Annotated in this window: 13 protein-coding genes and 1 other annotated feature; of the genes, 10 read left to right on the forward strand and 3 right to left on the reverse strand. The window is 34.2% G+C overall.

Features of this window, described 5'->3' with window-relative positions:
- The first annotated feature begins 8 nt into the window (after window positions 1-8).
- From BG05_RS16800 to BG05_RS16830, 7 genes are all read left to right on the forward strand, one after another.
- The gene (locus tag BG05_RS16800; RefSeq protein ID WP_002110514.1) at window positions 9-827 is read left to right on the forward strand and encodes a carbohydrate ABC transporter permease; all 819 of its coding nucleotides are present in this window, start codon (window positions 9-11) and stop codon (window positions 825-827) included.
- A 25-nt stretch (window positions 828-852) separates the two neighbouring features.
- Window positions 853-2214, forward strand: coding sequence for an extracellular solute-binding protein (locus BG05_RS16805; RefSeq protein ID WP_003190217.1), 1362 nt, complete (start codon window positions 853-855; stop codon window positions 2212-2214).
- Window positions 2215-2293: 79 nt separating this feature from the next.
- Entirely contained in the window at window positions 2294-3721 is a 1428-nt protein-coding gene (locus BG05_RS16810) for a CehA/McbA family metallohydrolase (protein WP_033734121.1), read from the forward strand.
- Window positions 3714-4421 carry an HAD family hydrolase gene (locus BG05_RS16815; RefSeq protein ID WP_002110510.1) on the forward strand — a complete coding sequence of 236 codons (708 nt, stop codon included), beginning with the start codon at window positions 3714-3716 and terminating at the stop codon, window positions 4419-4421. Before BG05_RS16810 ends, BG05_RS16815 begins: the two co-directional genes overlap by 8 nt.
- Window positions 4422-4482: 61 nt before the next feature.
- Complete coding sequence (locus BG05_RS16820; RefSeq protein ID WP_002165550.1) at window positions 4483-5583, forward strand: ABC transporter ATP-binding protein; 1101 nt, start codon at window positions 4483-4485, stop codon at window positions 5581-5583.
- Window positions 5584-5978: 395 nt separating this feature from the next.
- Entirely contained in the window at window positions 5979-6146 is a 168-nt protein-coding gene (locus BG05_RS31105) for a type 2 periplasmic-binding domain-containing protein (protein ID WP_003190224.1), read from the forward strand.
- Window positions 6147-6589: 443 nt separating this feature from the next.
- Entirely contained in the window at window positions 6590-7189 is a 600-nt protein-coding gene (locus BG05_RS16830) for an undecaprenyl-diphosphatase (protein ID WP_002127913.1), read from the forward strand.
- A gap of 695 nt (window positions 7190-7884) precedes the next feature.
- Here BG05_RS16830 and BG05_RS16835 read toward each other — a convergent pair.
- On the reverse strand, window positions 7885-8475 hold the full coding sequence (locus BG05_RS16835; RefSeq protein ID WP_003190229.1) for a hypothetical protein: 591 nt from the start codon (window positions 8473-8475) through the stop codon (window positions 7885-7887).
- A gap of 616 nt (window positions 8476-9091) precedes the next feature.
- Between BG05_RS16835 and desA the strand changes: the two genes are divergently transcribed.
- A complete protein-coding gene (desA, locus tag BG05_RS16840; protein WP_002013512.1) occupies window positions 9092-10123 on the forward strand; it encodes a Delta(5) desaturase DesA in 1032 nt (343 codons plus the stop codon).
- 537 nt (window positions 10124-10660) lie between these two features.
- On the opposite strand, the gene proC is transcribed toward desA, so the two are convergent.
- The gene (gene proC, locus BG05_RS16845; protein ID WP_003190234.1) at window positions 10661-11479 is read right to left on the reverse strand and encodes a pyrroline-5-carboxylate reductase; all 819 of its coding nucleotides are present in this window, start codon (window positions 11477-11479) and stop codon (window positions 10661-10663) included.
- A gap of 339 nt (window positions 11480-11818) precedes the next feature.
- Window positions 11819-12029: a binding site (T-box leader), on the forward strand.
- Between the two features lie 145 nt (window positions 12030-12174).
- On the opposite strand from proC, the gene proB reads away from it, so the two are divergent.
- Together proB and BG05_RS16855 are read left to right on the forward strand one after the other, a co-directional pair.
- Window positions 12175-13278: a glutamate 5-kinase gene (gene proB, locus BG05_RS16850; protein ID WP_033734122.1), complete on the forward strand. Its 1104-nt coding sequence runs from the start codon at window positions 12175-12177 to the stop codon at window positions 13276-13278.
- Between the two features lie 103 nt (window positions 13279-13381).
- Window positions 13382-14629 (forward strand): glutamate-5-semialdehyde dehydrogenase, encoded by a 1248-nt coding sequence (locus tag BG05_RS16855; RefSeq protein ID WP_002185563.1) that lies wholly within the window; start codon window positions 13382-13384, stop codon window positions 14627-14629.
- A gap of 77 nt (window positions 14630-14706) precedes the next feature.
- Here the strand turns inward: BG05_RS16855 and BG05_RS16860 are convergent, their stop codons facing one another.
- Complete coding sequence (locus tag BG05_RS16860; RefSeq protein WP_002127907.1) at window positions 14707-15900, reverse strand: NupC/NupG family nucleoside CNT transporter; 1194 nt, start codon at window positions 15898-15900, stop codon at window positions 14707-14709.
- Window positions 15901-15913 lie beyond the last annotated feature (13 nt).

A 15913-nucleotide genomic window follows, 5' to 3' on the forward strand; every position in this document is an offset into this window, starting at 1 on the left:
TGAATAATATGAAAAAAGGTCCATTAATCGTAAAGCATCTCTTTCTAGCGTTATCAAGTATACTATTTATTTTTCCATTCATATGGATGGTGCTTGGTTCGTTTAAAACATCTAGTGAAGTATTACAAGGAGGTTTTTGGCCTAAAGAATTTCACTGGGAAAATTATCAGCAAGTATTAGATATACTTCCATTTAGCACATATTTATTTAATAGTTTCTATACTTCTTTCATCATTACTATATATGTACTTGTTTCGTCAGCGCTTTTTGCTTATATGTTGGCATTTTATAAGTTTAAAGGCAAGAATATTACGTTTAGTGTTGTGATGGCAACCTATATGATCCCTGGAGCTGTATCGTATGTTCCTGTATATGTAATGTTAGGGAAATTTGGTTTGCTTGATTCACATTTTGGATACATGATTTCTATGGCTGTTAGCGTATTCGGTATTTTCTATTTGAAACAAACGTTCCATAAAGTTGGTTTTGAAATAGTAGAAGCAGCCAAAATTGACGGAGCGAGTGATTGGCGAATTCTTTGGAAGATTATTTTTCCAATGACACGATCATCATTTGTAACTCTAGGATTGGTCACATTTATTGGTAACTATAATAATTACATTTGGCCAGCTCTTATTTTGAAAGATAATACACAAAAACTAATTACGAATGGAATTGCTGATTATTTCATTAATAGTTCTTTAGGACGAGATTGGTCACACATTATGGTTGCAAGTACAATCGCAACGGTGCCGCTCTTAATCGTATTTTTAATTCTACAAAAATGGTTCTTATCTGGTGTTACTGATTCAGGAATAAAGGGGTAATTAAATAGTAAAGGAGATATGTGGGATGAAAAAACTATTCATGCTTCTAACAGTTTTAACATTGTTTGTTAGTGCACTTGCGGGTTGTTCAGGTGGAAAAGGAAGTACGGTTAAAGCGAGTAAAGAAGGGGAGAAGGTTGTTGTTCCATTCATTAATGGAGTAGGGGGCTCTCTTGCAGATCGTGTAGATAAGATTGTGGAAGAATACAATAAAAGTCAGGACAAATATGTAGTGAAAACGACAAAAGCGGGTAGCTACGATGAGTCATATCAAAAGCTACAAAGTGGATTTGCAGCGAATAACCAAGAAGCAATTGCATTACTAGGTTCTGATGTCATTCAAGAATATGCTAAAAAACAGTTAATCGTACCTATAGATGAATATGTTAAAAATGATACTAATTTAAAAAAGGGAAATTATGGAAAAGGATTTATAGAGCAAGCAACAATTGACGAGAAGTTATATGGCATTCCGTTTTACGGTACAACGCAAATTTTTTATTACAATAAAAAAGCATTGGCGGAGAATGGCTTTACAAAAGAGGATTTAAAGACGTGGGAAGGTGTAGAAAAGGTAGCAAAAACAGTCGCAAAACGTGGTGAAAACGGAAATGTTTCATATGCTGGCTGGATGCCAATGTGGGGGACGTCAAACTTAATTGATGCAGTTCGCAGTGCTGGCGGTAATGTATTAAGTGAAGATGGTAAAAAAGTATTAATTAACGATGATACTTGGGTTACGGTATGGGAGGAATTCCGCACATGGCTTCATGAAGATAAAATTATGAAAATACATTCAGGTGGTACTGGATGGGAATATTGGGATAAAACAGTAATTGATTTAGTAGAAGGCAGAACATTAGGGTTTACAGGATCATCTGGTGACCAAGGATTTGTTTTCAAATCATTAGGTAAAGGAATGACGGAAGAAGAACGTCTTAACACGTTTGACGCATTGCCACAACCAGCTTGGGGTAATAATAAACCAGCGCCAAAATTAGAAACATATTTATTCACATTAACGAGAAATATTGATCCAGAAGTAGCGAAAGGTGCATATGACTTTATGAAATTTGCGACAAGTACGGAGAAAACGGCTGAATGGTCAATGGCAACAGGCTATATTCCTGTTCGTAACAATGTAACAGAGTACGGTCCATATGCTGAATTTGTTAAAAAACAACCACAAGCATTAGTTCCGTTAGAACAAGCCAACAATAATGGAGTGGGACCATTTGTAGATCCAACGGGCGGAAAAATCAGTGACGCTTTAAATGTAGCAAAAGATAAAGTAGAGATTGAAGGGGTTCCAGCAAAGAAAGCATTAGATGAAGCAGCTAAAGTTGCGCAAGAAGAGTTAGATAAAGTTTTGAAAAAGAAGAAGTAAACCTGTTTGTAGTACGAACGTGAGGTGCTTTTGAACGAAGGAAGTGCCTCTAAAATTCACTTGAAAAGGTGTGAGAACTATGATCGAAATAACAAGTACGATAACACTCTCTCCATTCGTAAAAAATAAACACTGTTTCCAAATGGATGAAACTGATATTACAAACTTTACATTAACAATTGATCAAGGGGATAGCCGAAAAATTCCGCTTTTACTAATCTTAAGAGATCCTAACGGTTATGTACGTATACAATATCAAACTCCAATTGTAAATGAAAAACTAGTCGTTTCGAAAGATTCAAAGTTTTGTTCTGCTGGTTGTATTGGAGGAGACATACAGTCAGGTAATTGGGAATTAGAAGTCGTATATATCCCTCATTGTGCAAAGAAAGTAGTGAAATTTACTGGGGAAAAAGTTGACTATACAGTAAATATAGAAGTGAATGATCAGTTGGAGCGAAAGTATAATAGAGAGCATTTTTGTAAGGGCAATGTTTTTATCGATGAAGACCGTTTTAATAAGGTAGTAAATGAAGAACATCGCTGGTACAAAGGGGATTTTCATGAACATACAGATTTAACAGATGGCGAGATAGATGATGAACTTGGAATGGAAGTATGTGAAAAACAAGAATTAGATTTTTTATATGCGACGGAGCACAATATTGTTATGCCATCATATCAAAAAGGAAACACATTAATTATACCATCTATGGAACTTACAACTCCTTATGGTCATTACAACATATTTGGTATAAGAGAATTCATTGATTTTACAGAGTATATAGATGAATCATTTAGCGCTGAAAAAATGAATGCACTATTTTCACTCATGAAAGAAAAAGGCTATTTATTGAGTGTGAATCATCCATTTATGAAGCCTTGGGCGAACCAAGTTAATATTAATTTAGAAAATGTTCATACGATGGAAATTATGTGTGATCCAACTTATAAAAAAAGTAAATCATCTACTTTAGAAGCTTTACGTTGTTTCGATCAAATGTGGTCAAATGGTCTTAAAATCTGGGGAATAGGAGGAAGTGACTCTCATTTACATCCGTCTAAAACATTCCCAGGATCAAAAGACCCATCCATTTACGGTGATCCAGGAACATATGTATTATGTAACGGTTTATCAATTAAAAACTTGAAATTTGCGATCAAAAACGGAAGAATTTATTTCTCTCGATTTAGAAAACTAGCGATAGATATTCAAAACGAAGGTGAAACGATTGCTGTCGGCGATGAGGCTAAAGGAAATATTGTTTATAACGTTCAAACAGATAAACCGTGTGAGTGGAGACTACTTATAAATGGAAGAACGATTGAAAAAGAATACGGCAGCGATGCAACTTTTGCATTCTCTTTAAATGAAGGGGCGTACGCTAGAGTTGAGGGATGGGAAGAGGACGAATTAGTGGCGTTTATTAATCCTATTCATAATAAAGTTCAGATTAAAAATATAAAAACATGGAATGAAGTTATAGGGGGAATAAAGGGTGAATAAAGCGATTATTTTTGATAAAGATGGAACATTAATACAGTTAGATTCAGTTTGGTACAAAATTGTGCATCGTGTGTTAGATGATATATTTCAAACGTATCCAAATGAAAAAAGTAAACGAGATGACTACTTAACGATTATTGGTATGAATGATAACGATTTTGAGAGTACGAGTTTACTAGCTTGTCGCACAAATTACTTTATTGCGGCTGCATGGTATTCGTTGCTAGAAAATCAACATGTGAATAAAGAGGGTTTTATTCAAAATGTATGTCTTCTATTCAAAAAGTACTCTACTGCAGATGATCTTGTATTTACAGAAGTGGAAGGTGCAAAGGAAACGTTACGATATTTAAAAGACAATGAATATATTATTGGGGTTGTTACGGCAGACGATGTTGATGCAGCTATTCATTCTCTGAAAATGACTGAGTTATATGATTATGTAGATTTTTTAGGTGCAGATGATGGTGTGAATAGAACAAAACCTGAAAGTGACTTTTATCATATGTTTAAAGAAAAATTTTCACTAACTGAAGAAGATGTGCTTATGGTAGGTGATACATTAACAGACGTTACATTTGCAAGAAATAGTAACATTAAAGTAGTGGGCGTCTTATCGGGTGCGAGCAGGAAGGAAGATTTAGAAGGAAAAGCGGATTATATTTTAAACAGTATGAAGGATATTTCGAAGATTTTATAATTCATGTCATCATAATTTTTAACAATATCTATAAATATAGCTCGAATTCTAGGAGGATATTATGGCTCAACTATCATTCAAAAACATTTACAAAAAATATGATCATGATGTGACAATCGTAAAAGATTTTAACCTAGAAGTAAATGATGGAGAATTTATCGTTTTGGTTGGCCCTTCAGGGTGTGGGAAATCTACAACATTACGTATGATTGCAGGACTTGAGGAGATTTCAGAGGGCGACTTTTATATTGATGGAAAGCGTGTAAATGATGTTACACCGAAAGATAGAGATATTGCAATGGTATTTCAAAACTATGCGCTTTATCCGCATATGAGTGTGTATGAAAACATGGCGTTTGGATTAAAACTACGAAAATATAGTAAAGAAGAAATTGACCAGCGTGTGCAACATGCAGCAAAAATTCTTGGACTTGAGCAGTATTTAAGCCGAAAGCCAAAAGCACTTTCAGGTGGGCAACGTCAGCGTGTTGCCTTAGGCCGAGCGATTGTTCGAAATGCAAAAGTATTTTTAATGGACGAGCCTTTATCAAACTTAGATGCGAAGTTGCGTGTTCAAATGCGTGCTGAGATTACAAAATTACACAAGCAGCTGCAAACGACATCTGTATATGTCACGCATGATCAAATTGAAGCTATGACGATGGCGACGCGCTTAGTTGTACTAAAAGATGGGATTATACAGCAAGTCGGTACACCGAAAGAAGTGTATGATAATCCAGAGAATGTATTTGTCGGCGGATTCATTGGCTCTCCTGGAATGAATTTTTTCAAAGGAGTATTAACAGATAATGCAGTTATGATTGATAAGTGGAAAATTGAAGTGCCAGAAGAGAAGATGAAAGGCTTGCGAAATAAGGGCTATACGAATAAAGAAATCATAATAGGAATACGTCCAGAAGACTTTTATTATGGAAAAGAAATCGAGGATTTACCATATAACACAAAAGTAATGGTATGTATTGATGTAGCAGAATTAATGGGGGCAGAAACATATCTATATTCTAACATTAATGGCCAATCCTTTGTTGCACGTGTGGACACATCTTTAGATGTGCAAAGTCAATCTAATATAGATCTAGGTTTAAACATGGACAAAGTGCATTACTTTGATTCAGAAACTGAGAAACGAATTGTTTTTTAGATAATAATTAATATGATTATACCTTTAGAATATCTTCAACTACTACAAATAAATGAATAGCAAAAAGCCGATTATCCTTTAGATTACAGGGAATCGGCTTTTTTATATAAAAGATTGCTTAGCGTATATTATCAAGACCTAAATCCAAAAAACACTTAAAATATCACGCTCCTAACATATTGTATATGACTAATATGTTAGGAGCGTTTATTTTGGTAATGAGTTTTGAAACTGAATTTGAATAGTATTTTTCTCAATCTGGATAAAAATAAGGAAAGTACCATAAACGGTCGTTTTGGGTACTTTCCTTAATTCTTTGTAGGTTTAAATTAAAGCTCGATCAAAAACATGTATTAGAAACATATAATTTTTCTTATTTAATTAACAGCGGATAGGTGTCTGCAAAAAAATTATATCAATCAGAAGTTGTCTACAAAGAAATATGTGATTCTAAAATTGTTGCGGAACTAGCCGTTGCATACCGAAAGACGAATATAAACCCAGAGTTACAAGAGTTTTTGAAAATAGCGAAAGGCAAGGCGATGAACACATTTACAAAATGACGAGAAAATGACAAAACTGTAAGAATGCACGAATGTATGTAAGAAAGTTCGATGTTTTCCTTTTTCTTTTTTTATTATAGTGAAAAAGAAGAAAGAAGAAGGAGATGTCATACTCATGGTGATGCCTATTTTTATGAAAGTAAAAAAAGCGTGGGAGGGGAAGGAAGATGACGTTTTCTCAGCTCGCGTTTAAAAACGTTAGTCGAAATATACGTACGTATGCCGCTTATTTTTTAAGTGAAAACGTCATGTTAGAGGAAGAAACAGTACATTCACATAGTTAAGAAGTAGTTAAGTCCCATTTAAACCTTTTTTCCCATAATAAAATTATAAGCGTACAAGAAGGTTGGTATTTTTAGATGAGTACAATAATCAAAACTATTCGTGTAATGAAGGTATATGGCAATGAGTTAAACACCTTACTATAAAGGAGGGATTTGAAAATGTCTTTTTCTCAATTCAATATTGATATTTTTCGAGCAATTAATGATTTAGGTAAACAATATTCATTCCTAAACTCAGCCATGGTATTTTTGGCAGAATATATGGTATATATTTTTGGTTTAATTATTATAGCTTATTGGTTTACCGGGTCCAGAAAAAGTAGGATGATGGTTATTCAAGCGATGGTTGCTTTTGTGATTGCTGAGGTGATTGGAAAAATAGCAGGGAAATTTCATTTGAATTATCAACCGTTTGCAGTATTGCCTGATGTTAATAAACTTGTCGACCATGCTGTAGATAATTCATTTCCTAGTGACCATACGATTCTCTTTTTTTCGATTTGTTTTTCGTTTTTGCTTGTTCGTAAAAAGACTGGATGGTTATGGATTATACTTGCATTTTGTGTAGCAATCTCTCGTATTTGGGTAGGGGTTCATTATCCTTTTGATGTTGTAATAGGGGCTTTAATAGGATGTGTTTCAGCGTTATTTTCGTATTGGTTAGTACCGGAATTTTCTTTTATCAAGCAATTGCTTACTCTATATGAAAGAGTAGAGAAACATGTTTTACCATCCAAAAACAAATCAAAGGGATTTTGAGTATACAAGTATAAAAGTTAGCGTGAAAGATACAGATGCTGACGACCTATATATGGAATGTATTCATGTTGCAGCTATTGCTGAACAAATTAAAGAGCAACAACGAATGAAGAAGGATTCTTAATTTTGTGTGTTTGTGGATGTGATAAGCGCCCAAGTTTTAGGCAGTGTTGCGGTTCTCTTTCGTTGCAAAGTAAACGTCAAGTAACTCCAAAATATACAATACAAGTTGATTTTGGAGTTATTTTTTGTTTGCTTCACTTTTTTTCGGCACTCTACAGCTAGATGGTATTACTGACACGTACAAGTTATCAACAATCTTTATGTTGAAAGAATCTTAGCGTACGAAAATCGCTTTTTGTTGGCAGTGCCCTGTCACAATCAAGCTGAGAAAAACAAATAATCCAAAACGAGAAAATTCTTAAGTTGATGGATGTGTGATGCTACTCCTATGTTAAGGTTCGAGTCATTTGAAACAGCACCCTCTATATTGAGTGGTGTTAAAGCGACGTATATGATAAAAAAGATGTATCGCTTGTAAAAAAAATGCATCACCTTGAATGAGCTAATACGACAAGAATCCGTTTCGGGCCTAATTAGGGAATGCAGTACAGATCAGTATATAGTATACAAGCATTCCCTTTCTATAAATACGGTATGTTTTTAATATAATTAAAAGAAAATTTTTGTGTTCTTTAATATGATGTCACATAATACCAGTTTTTTTCTATTTTTGTGATTTCTTTATATTCATTATTAAAGTCGTATTTGTTTGGTCTAGTATCATTTGGTGTATAAATAAATCCTGAAAAATTATCTAATATACCACGATAAGTAAAAAAGAAAACAGAAATACCATTTTTATTTTGTTGAATAATTACATCCCCACCGTTTTTGGAAGTGGATGCAAACTGTGTAGGTAAATGAATTTGTCTACTATCATAATGAACATTAGGAGTTAACTCTTTATGTTCTATAAGTGCTATAACTTTTTCACGGTCTTCTTTATAGATAATAAAATCTAAATTTATATAAATCTCATTAAATGGTATACATATCCAAGTAATTATTATGATTAATTGAATAATTAACGGTTTCCAGTTTTTGTATTTGATAAGATGTATGATTGTGAAAATTAATATTAAGAAAAACAATCCATGAACTATTATTGAAAGAAATGGCATAACAAATGGGGTAAGGAATTCAACTAAATACCATTTGAAAAAATGATAAAGTATGAGAGCGAGACCGCTTATTAATGTAATTTTGGTTAAATTCTTATTCAAATTTTGAATCTCCTTTCTATACTAAAAACATATGATTTTAGTATGAATATAAAATGTGTTTTTCATAAATTTCCCTTAGTTTCATTTTATTAACTTTGTTTGATTAATATTTTGAATATATCATAGATTTGAAATTAAATAAACGGACATTAAATTTTTACATTTTATATAGAATAAAAGTGAGGGAAGTTTTCAAAATAGACTAGTTTTTTATTTGAAATGTAATTTGATTAGTTTCATGAAATAGATCCAGTTCCGGTAAAATCAATTGCAACAAGTGAACATTACGAAACTAAGAGGAGCATATCAAAGTCGGTGACACTGACTTATGGGACAGTTCACTTCTGATTGTGGAAACGGGGCAGTACAGAAGTGGAAAAATTCTGTGTTTCTTTTTAATTAATATATTTATTGGGAAAAACTTCGAAATTTCCGGCACAAATGCTCCTTCTATCCTATAATAGAAGCTATTCTGGACGTAAGTAATTTGTAAGGAATGAGTAAGAAAAAAGAGATTTTCATAGTATAAAATATTTATTATACCTACGTATAACACCTACTACTAATAATGTGTTATAATACAAATTAGCAACATAAAGGAAAGGAATTAGAAAAAATGACCTTACAAAATACTAAAAATTTAAAAAAACAAGTTGCTCCTTTTGAAAAATCAACGGCAAAAAAAAGTGTTTGGCAAATCATCAATACGGTAGTGCCATTTATTATCTTATGGTACCTTGCTTATAAAAGTTTGTCCGTTTCTTATTGGTTAGCATTAGTTCCAGCTGTGTTAGCCGCGGGATTTATGACACGGGTTTTCATTATTTTTCATGATTGTACCCATCATTCTTTCTTTAAAAGCCGTCGTGTAAATAGAATAGTAGGGACATGTATGGGTGTTTTAACTTTATTCCCGTTTGATCAATGGGGGCATGAGCATTCCGTTCATCACGCTACAAGTGGTAATTTGGATAAGCGAGGTACAGGAGATATTTGGACACTTACAGTGAATGAATATTTGGCAGCGCCATTTAGACTCCGTTTAGCATATCGTTTATATCGCAATCCATTGGTTATGTTTGGGTTAGGTCCGATTTATGTTTTCCTACTTAAAAATAGATTTAACAGAAAAGGTGCTAGAAAGAAGGAACGCATGAATACCTATTTGACGAATGTTTTAATCGTTGCTTTAGTAGGGTTACTTTGCTGGACACTCGGATGGCAATCGTTTCTTTTAGTACATGGTTCCATATTCTTAATAGCAGGTTCAATAGGTATTTGGCTGTTTTACGTACAGCACACATTCGAGGATTCTTATTTTGAAGAAGATAAAGAGTGGGAATATGTGAAAGCGGCAGTGGAAGGAAGTTCTTTTTATAAACTACCTAAAATCTTGCAATTTTTAACTGGTAATATTGGATTTCATCATGTTCACCATTTAAGTCCAAGAGTACCTAATTATAAATTAGAAGAGGCACACAATAATACGCTTCCTTTAAAGAATGTACCAACGATTACTCTTGCTACAAGTTTGCGGTCACTCCGTTTCCGTCTTTGGGATGAGCAAAACAACAATTTTGTTAGCTTTAAAGAAGTTAAAAATTTAGTGAAAAATAATGTTTCTATTCCAGTGAAATCAGAACTATAACTTCATCAAATATGACTGACTCTCCTTAATCATTTTCGATTTAAGGGGAGTTTTTGTTTAACTAGTAGATGCACGATATGGAGAAAACTTAAATGATTTAAATTGTAATGGAGGTGGATTAAGAAATAGTAATTAATATTAGAGGACGATAAAAATATTATGTTAACAATTTGAGGAGATTGATATTACTTTTTTCAATAGATATTATGCTTAGTCTCTGAGTATATTTCATCTGGTGTGTATCATGTCTTACAAGAAACGTATGATTTAAAACTTGATAAAATTTGCAGCAAATACATATGAAAATGATGTTCCCTTAATAATAAAAGGGTATTACGCTATAAAATAAATGATAATAAGAACAGGATAATTATTTTAGGATAATAAAATGCAAAACAGACAAACTCAATTACCCTTGAATTTGTCCGTTCAGTTACTGGTGAAAAAGGAGGAGTATGTAAATGAAATGTGTATATAGTCTAAAACTGTTTAAAGATATGTGAATGTATTTAAAGTGGGTTTCTTTACACTAATTTATTACTTTTTAGTTTGCCTAGATAGTTCAACAGATTTTTGCGTACAACGCTGCATAGCTGAAATGATGGCTGTTCGTAAGCCTTTTTCCTCTAATGTTGCTACAGCTTCTATAGTTGTTCCGCCAGGAGAACAAACCATATCTTTCAATTCACCTGGATGTATGCCTGTTTCTAGTACCATTTTTGCAGAGCCTAACACAGCTTGAGCAGCGAATTTATATGCTTGATTTCTAGGCATACCATCTAATACAGCTGCATCTGCCATCGCCTCTATAATCATATATACGTATGCTGGCGACGAACCACTTACAGATGTTACAACGTCCATTAATTTTTCGCTTACGATCTCTGTTTGACCAAAGCTATTGAAAATGTTTAGCACATCTTCTAAATCTTTTTCTGTCACCATTTCATTAGGGCATAAGGCAGACATTCCTTCTCCAACAAGAGCAGGGGTGTTAGGCATTACTCTTACAACCTTTAATTTTTTAGCAAAAGCCTCTTCAGTACTTTTAATGCTTTTCCCGGCAGCGATCGTTACGACGATAACATCGTTTTTGATTATTTCTTTTATTTCGTTAATGATTGATGCGTATAGGTCTGGTTTAATTGATAAAATTAAAATATCAGCATTTTTAGCTACTTCATTGTTGTCAGTAGTTGTAGTTAGCCCATATTTTTTACTAGCATTTTTTAAATTCGTAGTGTTTAAATCCGAACAAAGAATATTATTTGCAGACACTATCTTTTTGTTTAGCATCCCACCAATCATAGCCATTCCCATATTTCCGCAACCGATGAATCCAATTTGTTTATCCATAATAACTCAATCTTGCTCCTTTTATAATAAATTATATCATTTTGAAATTGTTATCTTAAAATAACAATAACATCTCCATGCAATATAAAGAAACATTCTAAGAGAATATATTCCTTTTTGCAACACCAAAAGTTGAAAATCAATTATATTCGACAATATGTAAATATATACACTTTAATTTTAGGTTTTATGTTGATGAATATGAGTTAAACTTATATCGATTTGTATTTTCATTCAGTAGGGTAATAATTTCATACAAGTAACTTGCCGCTCTATTTATTTTTAAAAATACTTCTTGACACCAAATCAAATTATATCGCATAATATAAAAAATTAAACCGAAAATCGTTGAAGGGAAATAGTACATATGTCTTCTTGCGAAAGAGAGTGGAATTCACCGGCTGAAAGATTCCTCGTATAGAATATATCGAACCTACCCCTGAGTCTTAAATGAAAGTTTAGGCGTTCGCCTGCGTTATAGGCGCCAAGTGGATATCTATGTATATCAATTAAGGTGGTACCGCGGAACAATGACCGTTTCGTCCTTTTTATTTTATTAAGGGCGAAGTGGTCATTTTTATTTTGCTCTTTAATAGGCTAGGTGCAGCACTGATAAGAATAGAAGCCGCTGTAAGCTGTATGAATAGAAGTGAAATTTATAAAAAACTTTGATTTTAGACTTGGGGGATACAAAAGTGAAAAAACAACGAATTGTTGTAAAGATTGGGAGTAGTTCCTTGGCAGATAGTCACGGAGGCATTTCTAAAGAACAACTTTCAGATCACGTTGCCGCATTGGCTCGATTGAAAGAGGAAGGGCATGAAGTTTTACTAATTACATCCGGGGCAGTCGCTGCAGGTTTTTCTGCTCTAGGGTATCCTAGCAGACCTGTGACAATTAAAGGGAAACAGGCTGCTGCGGCTGTCGGGCAAAGTTTATTAATGCAGGCATACACGGAGGAATTCCGTAAATATGGTATCGTTACTGCACAACTTTTACTAACGAGAAGTGATTTTTCTAGAAAAGAACAATACAGTAACGCTTACGCTACTTTAGGAGAGCTACTAAACCGTTCTGCTCTTCCTATAATCAATGAAAATGATTCCATTTCTTTAGAAGAGCTAACGTTCGGTGATAATGATATGCTGTCAGCTTTAGTAAGCGGACTTGTTTCGGCAGATATGCTCATGATTTTTACAGATGTGAACGGTTTATATGACCAAAATCCTCAGAAAAATGCGGATGCGAAAAAATATCATTTCCTTCCTGAGGTAACGGAAGAAATTGCTTCTCTTGCAGGAGATGCTGGTTCAAAACTTGGGACTGGCGGTATGAAATCAAAAATCGATGCTGCAAAGACGGCACTATCTCTTGGAGTGAGTGTATTTATCGGAACGGGATGTGGACAGGAGAAGTTTTTAGATGTTATGAAGGGCAAAGGTGATGGAACATATATCGGGAATGCTCCTCAAAAAGTGATTAAGATGAACAAGCAATGGATCGCCTTGCATTCGCTTGTTAGCGGACAAATTGAAGTAGATGCGGGGGCAGCTTCTGCCATCATTCAGCATGGTAAGAGTCTTCTGCCTGCTGGTGTTACAAATGTGTCAGGGTTTTTCCAAGTGGGTGAAGTCGTGGAAGTAATCACGCAACAAGGGCGCGTAATAGGAAAAGGACAATGCACATATAGCGCAGAGGAACTAAGGAATTTAAAAGGTATGCAAAGCAAAGATATTCAAGCAAGAGGCGAAAGGCATAATTATGAAGTCATCCATAGAGATCACTGGGTTTCATTTTAAGAAAAGAGAGCACTCAAATTTTAATGGGCAGGAAAGATTTAGATACTGGTGTTAAATAGTTCTCAAATAAAAACTGATTAACCTTAAAAAGGAGGAAATAAAAATGAATGAAGTGTTGGCAAAGGGGAAAAAGGCGAAAGAGGTTGCTAGAGAACTTGTGCTTAAATCTACAGATCAAAAAAATGAAGCACTTGCCGTAATTGCTGATCAGCTGATATTAGAAACAGCTTATATTTTAGAGGAAAACAAACGGGATATTGAAGAAGGGAAGACAAAAGGATTTTCTGAGTCACTCCTTGATCGTCTTATGCTGAATGAACAGCGTATCATTGATGTGACTGAAGGTATTAAGCAACTAATTGATTTACGTGATCCTGTTGGAGAGCGTGTTAGTGCATGGGAACGACCAAATGGATTATCTATTCAGGAGATGCGCGTACCACTTGGTGTTGTCGGAATGATTTACGAGGCAAGGCCGAATGTGACAGTGGATGCTGCTACAATTTGCTTAAAAACGGGAAACGCAGTAATACTACGTGGTAGTTCTTCTGCTATTCATTCTAACAAAGCCATCGTTAGCGTTATTCACAGGGCGCTCAAACAAACAAGCTTGCCTTCAGAAAGTGTGCAGCTCATAGAAGATACAACGCGCGATAGTGCAAAGCAGTTGTTTACATTGAATGAGTACTTGGATGTTCTTATCCCAAGAGGTGGCAAACAATTAATTGATACTGTAGTGAGAGAAGCATCTGTTCCAGTACTTGAAACAGGTGCGGGAAATTGTCATATTTTTATTGATGAAACAGCGGATAAACAAATGGCATTTAATATTATTATAAACGCAAAAACGCAGCGTCCATCTGTATGTAATGCAATTGAAACGATTATACTTCATGAGAATTGGGCGCAGCAATTTGGTAGCGAGCTGTTTTCTTCCTTGAAGGAAAGAGGCGTGGAGCTACGTGGCGATAATAAAGCATTGGCAATTGATTCTTCTATTGCATTAGCTTCAGAAGAAGACTGGGAAACAGAGTTTTTATCTCTCACACTGGCAGTTAAAGTGGTTTCCACTACGGAAGAAGCGATTCATCATATAAATACGTATGGATCCATGCATTCCGAAGCGATTATTACAGAGAACGAGGAAAACGTCAGCAAATTTTTCACATCTGTTGATGCCGCGGCACTTTATCATAATGCATCGACTCGTTTTACGGATGGATCTGAATTCGGATTCGGCGCAGAAATTGGCATCAGTACACAAAAGCTACACGTAAGGGGACCAATGGGGTTACCTGCATTAACTTCCACAAAATATGTGATTCGTGGGAATGGACAGATTCGGGGATAAGAATTATAAAAGAACAAGTAATAAGATGAAGACACCCAATTCAGTTTAAGTGTCTTCATCTTATTACAATTATTCATTTACCATACAAAAAGCCCCACAAGCATAGCGCTTAATAAGGAAACAGCCATTCCGCTAACAAGAAGCTTCCAAACATTTTTACCGATTATTGATGATTTTTCCCCGCCAAATAATGAATTGTAAGTTCCATAAATCATACCTACTGTACTAAAGTTTGCAAAAGAAGCTAGAAATGTAGTTGCAACCGCAATTGTATGTGGTTGTAAAGACTTTAGGTTTGATTTTAAATCCATCATTGCAACAAATTCATTCGTTGTTATTTTTATCCCCATTAATTCAGCTACATACATAGCATCTTTTCCTGATAAACCGAGTAAAAAAGCAAAGGGGCTAAAGATAATAGAGAAGATTTTTTGAATTGTTAAGCCTGTTACAAAAAAGCTTAAAATACCATTTAAACATGCTGTTAATGCTACATAGCCAATTACCATCGCTAAAATAACAATAACCATATTCATCCCAACTAACATACTGTTTGAAATAGTAGAAAAGAAATCTTTTTTTTCATTTTTTGAAGGTGAATAAATAACATCATCTTCTTTAGTAACTTCTACAGGATTTAAAACATTAGCCAAGATTAATGCGTTAATACAGTTTAAAGGAATAGCGCTGAAAATATATGTTGCTGGAACCATTGATAGATAAGCACCAAGAATGGATCCGCTGACGCTACTCATACTCATAATTCCAAAAGTCAACAAACGATTTTCTTTTAACACAGATAATTGATCACGAACAACTGCAAGTGCTTCCGTATTTCCTAAAAACATCATTTGAATGGAAAAGAAGCTTTCTAACTTTGGTAAACGAGAAATCTTTGAAATGATTGCACCAACTTTATCGATAATCCAAGTTAAGATTCCAAAATACGAAAGAATATCAAAGAAAGTGATAACAAAAATGATAGGAAGTAAGGCGCTAAAGAAGAAATCAACTGTTTGATTTTCCATAGCTGAAGGAAATACAAATCGAATTCCTTCATTCGCACATGATAGTAGCCAACTGAAAAATGACGCAATTTTATTAATGATAATACTGCCCAATTTCGTGCCTAACATAAACCACGTAATAAAAAGCTCCAATATTATTAGAATAACAATTGGTCTCCATTTTATTTTTCTTTTATTAGGCGAACATAGGAAAACGATTAATATTACAACGAAAATCCCTAACATATTTAATATGAAATGCATGTCAACAACTCCT

Origin of the sequence: Bacillus mycoides, assembly GCF_000832605.1 — a bacterium.
GTDB classification, from domain to species: Bacteria; Bacillota; Bacilli; order Bacillales; family Bacillaceae_G; genus Bacillus_A; species Bacillus_A mycoides.

Excerpts from the sequence above, each read along its gene's own strand:
- BG05_RS16800 (WP_002110514.1), top strand. The coding sequence starts at position 9 with ATGAAAAAAGGTCCATTAATCGTAAAGCATCTCTTTCTAGCGTTATCA.
- BG05_RS16805 (WP_003190217.1), top strand. The coding sequence starts at position 853 with ATGAAAAAACTATTCATGCTTCTAACAGTTTTAACATTGTTTGTTAGT.
- BG05_RS16810 (WP_033734121.1), top strand. The coding sequence starts at position 2,294 with ATGATCGAAATAACAAGTACGATAACACTCTCTCCATTCGTAAAAAAT.
- BG05_RS16820 (WP_002165550.1), top strand. The coding sequence starts at position 4,483 with ATGGCTCAACTATCATTCAAAAACATTTACAAAAAATATGATCATGAT.
- BG05_RS16830 (WP_002127913.1), top strand. The coding sequence starts at position 6,590 with ATGTCTTTTTCTCAATTCAATATTGATATTTTTCGAGCAATTAATGAT.
- desA (WP_002013512.1), top strand. The coding sequence starts at position 9,092 with ATGACCTTACAAAATACTAAAAATTTAAAAAAACAAGTTGCTCCTTTT.
- proC (WP_003190234.1), bottom strand. The coding sequence starts at position 11,479 with ATGGATAAACAAATTGGATTCATCGGTTGCGGAAATATGGGAATGGCT.
- BG05_RS16855 (WP_002185563.1), top strand. The coding sequence starts at position 13,382 with ATGAATGAAGTGTTGGCAAAGGGGAAAAAGGCGAAAGAGGTTGCTAGA.
- BG05_RS16860 (WP_002127907.1), bottom strand. The coding sequence starts at position 15,900 with ATGCATTTCATATTAAATATGTTAGGGATTTTCGTTGTAATATTAATC.